This is a genomic window from Lactobacillus sp. PSON, from assembly GCF_052615405.1.
In genome coordinates this window covers 1-4084 of record NZ_JBQXFW010000018.1, presented here as the reverse complement: position 1 = coordinate 4084, position 4084 = coordinate 1, and the positions used below count along the sequence as shown (strand labels likewise).

Annotated in this window: 1 protein-coding gene; it reads left to right on the top strand. The window is 41.0% G+C overall.

Annotated elements, in window-relative coordinates; genetic code table 11:
- Nucleotides 1–4084, top strand: a 4084-nt coding sequence (locus ACTHPI_RS09565) for a mucin-binding protein (RefSeq protein WP_445353879.1), incomplete at both ends; no start/stop codon positions are given.

Sequence of the window (4084 nt, the reverse complement as noted above, 5' to 3'; positions counted from 1 at the left end):
TCCACTATGAAGGTGCAGGAGAATATACTCCAGATGATATCAAGCAACCAGTCAACTTCACAGCTAAGGGTGTGCTTGATAAGGTAACTGGCAAGTGGACTACTCCGCTTACTTGGTCAGGCGAACAAGAATTTAACGCTAAGAACACACCAAAGATCCCAGGCTACCATGTTGTAAGTGTTGACAAGGATTCAAGTGATAATACTAATGTAGATTCTGCTAAAGTTTCACATGATGACTCAAATTACACAGTAACTGTAACTTATGCCCCAGATAAGAAGGCTGAGCAAGGTTCATTAGTAGTTAAGTTCCATGATGATACTGATGATGTAGATATTCCAAATGTTGGTACTGACACTGGTAATGTCGATGAAGGAACTAAGGTAACTTATAATTCAGATAGTGATCTAAAGAAGCTTGAAAATCGCGGCTACACTTATGTTTCAACTGATGGCACTATCCCAGCTGAGATCACTAAGGGCAATACAGTTGTTACAATCCACGTCAAGCATGGAACTCGTCCAGTAACTCCAACTGATCCAGTTGACCCAGATCATCCAGTAGATCCAAATCATCCAGACAATCCATCTAACAAGAACCCTCAACCAGGACTTGCCAAGACTGATCTGGAAAAGACTCTTACTCGTAACATCAAGTACATCTTTACTGATGGCACTAAGCCAGAAGCTCATGATCTAGCTGATCAAGTTCAAACAGTCAGCTTCCATGGTGAAGGTACGATCGACTTGGTAACAGGCAACTTGGTAAGCGTTGATAAAGATGGCAATATCACTGGAAAAGGCTCGATCAAGTGGACTAGCGATAACGACAAGATGGCTGAAGTTGCAGGCCACAAGGTTGATGGTTACTACATCTCAGGTACTATCAACGCTAATGATGATGGTAGTGTTGCTGGTTTGACTCTTAAGCCAAGCGATACAGTTCAAGATGCCACTATCATTTACACTCCTAACTCTAAGCCTGTTGTAAGTGATCAAAAGGCTAACTTGACGATCATTGATAGAAATGATACAAGTCACCCGATCACAATGAACACTTATAGTGATGGCGGCAAAGAAGGAACTGTAATTTCATTCAGCGGTTCACAAGATTACGTTCAAGATCTGATTAACCGCGGATATATCATCGATGGCTTTAAGTCAGCTAATGGCGAAGAAACTAAGCCAAATTCATTCAATGATGTCAGCTTTGGCAATTTTGATAATGATCCTAAGACTGATCAAGACTTTACTTTATACTTGGTACACGGTACAACTACTGTAACTCCAGATAAGCCAGGTCATCCAGGAGATCCAGTTGACCCAGATAATCCAACAGGTCCACGTTACCCAAGCGGCACTGATGAACACAGTGTAAAGCGTGTTGGTACTCAAACAGTCCACTATGTTGGTGCAGGTGAAGATACTCCAGCAGATAAGGTTCAAAAGACTACATTTACTAGAACTATCACCTTTGATAATGTAACTGGCAAGATCGTTGAAGATTCTGGCTGGAATGAAAATAGCCACAAGTTTGGCGAAGAAACTACTCCAGTCGTTCAAAACTACCATGCAGATAAGAAGACTGCTGGCGGAGTGACTGTAACTCCAGATGATTTGAACAAGACTGTGATTGTAACTTACACACCAAACGGTAAGATCGTTCCAGTAGATCCAAACGGCAACCATATCCCAGGAACAGATACCCCAACCTTCCCAACCGATCCAAAGGATCCAACTAAGGTAGATACAGGTATCGTGCCAAATGTTCCAGATAACTGGACACCAAAGGATCCAAACAATAAGCCAGGAAACAATATCAATCCAGATCCAAAGGATCCAGGCAAGGATGTTCCAGTACCATTCAATCCAGTAACTCCAGCACCTGATCAAGGTTCGATCACAGTTGTGGTCCATGATGTAACTGATAATGTTGATCTACCAGACTACAGTAAGAATTCTGGCAATAAAGATGTTGGAACTAAGTTTGATTATGATAAGACTACAACGATCACTGATCTTGAAAACAAGGGCTACAAGGTGATCAACCCAGAAGTAACTATTCCAGGTGAAGTAACTAAGGGCAATACCAATGTAACTATTTACGTAGAACACAATATTGTTCCGGTAAACCCAGATAACCCAGGCAAGCCAGGTGAACCGATCAACCCTAACGATCCAGATGGACCTAAGTGGCCAAGTAACACTGATAAGGACAGTTTAACTAAGACTGGTACTCAAACAGTTCACTACACCGGTGCAGGTGAGGATACTCCAAAGGATAATGTAACAACCATTACATTTACTCACTCAATGACGATTGATAAGGTAACTGGAAAGACAACTGATAACGGCTGGACTCCAGCTACTCAAACTTACAAAAATATCAATACGCCAAATATCCCAGGCTACACTGCAGATAAGGTAAATGTTGGTGGAGACACAGTTAACGCAACTAATGGCAACGTTGACCGTGAATACACAGTTCACTACACTAAGAACCCAGTAGTTGAAAATACTAAAGGTTCTGTAACTTACATTGATGAAACTACTGGTAAGCAGCTTGAACAAGCTAAGTTCAGCGGACAAGTTGGCGATAAGATCGACTACACAACTAATAACCGTGTCAGCTACTATGAAGGATTGGGCTACAAGTTAGTTGGTAATAATCCATTCAAAGATGGCGAGCAAACTTATGTCAAGGATCCAAATGGCAATACTTTTGAACTTAAATTTGTTCATGATACAACTCCAGTAAATCCAGATAATCCAGGTGCAGGTTACACTAAGGATGATCTAGACAAGACCATCACTAGAACAGTAACTTATGTTTACACTGATGGAACAGTTGGTCCAAAGCCAGTTGTTCAAAAAGTTCACTTCACAGGAACAGGTACTTATGACAAGGTAACTCATCAATTAGTAACTGTAGGTGAAGATGGCAAAATCACTCAAGGCGGCCAGATTACTTGGACAGTAACTTCAGATGATAACGATAAGCCAAGTTATGAACCAATTGCAGGAATCAACTTGAATGGTTACTACATTTCAAGTGTTAAGGAAAATGGTACAAATGCCGATGTAAACATGGATAATGCTTCAGTAAGTGGTGAAGATGTAACTCACAACAGTACTGATAGTCATATCATCATTACTTTGACTAAGAAACCAGAAACCCCAGTTGCCGCAAATGGTTCGATCACTTATATCGATGACACAACAGGCAAGACACTTGAAGGCGGAAACTTCAGTGGTGTAGTAGGACAAGTCATTTCTTACACTACTCAAGACAGGATCAAGCATTATGAATCAATTGGTTACAAGTTAGTATCTAATAACTTTACTGATGGTAAGGAAGTATTTACTAACGGAGAAAACAAGTTCGAAGTTCACTTGGCTCACTTGACGACTCCGGTAACTCCAGATAAGCCGGGCAAGCCGGGAGAACCAGTGGATCCTAACAATCCAGACGGACCTAAGTATCCAGACAACTACCAACCACAAAACTTGGATAAGACTGTAACTCGTGATATCACTTATGTCTATGCAGATGGCACACAAGCACAATCACCAGTTCATCAAGAAGTCAAGTTCAATGGTAAGGGAGTAGTTGACTTAGTAACTGGTCACTTGGTAACCGTTGATAAAGACGGCAATGTAACTGGTAGCGGTCAGATCACTTGGACACCAGATGATGGCAATTTTGAAGAAGTTCCGGGTATTGATACTACTAAGTACAATATTGTGGGTGTCAAAGAAACCAATACTAATGCAAGTGTTGATTCTAAGACTGGTAAAGTAGCTGGAGAAAGCGTAACTCCAAACAATAACAATAGTGCAATTGTTATTACAATGGAGAAGAAGGCTCCAGTTGAAAATGCACAAAAGGCAAGCTTGACGATCATTGATAGAAATAACCCATCAAGTCCAGTCACAATGGGCAGCTACAGCGATTCTGGTATGCCAAACACAGCTATTGAATTTAATGGTTCAAAGAGTTTTGTAGATCAATTGCTCAAGAAGGGCTATGTAATTGATGGCTATCAAGTAGGTAATGGAGAAGAAAGCAAGGTCGACTTTGACAC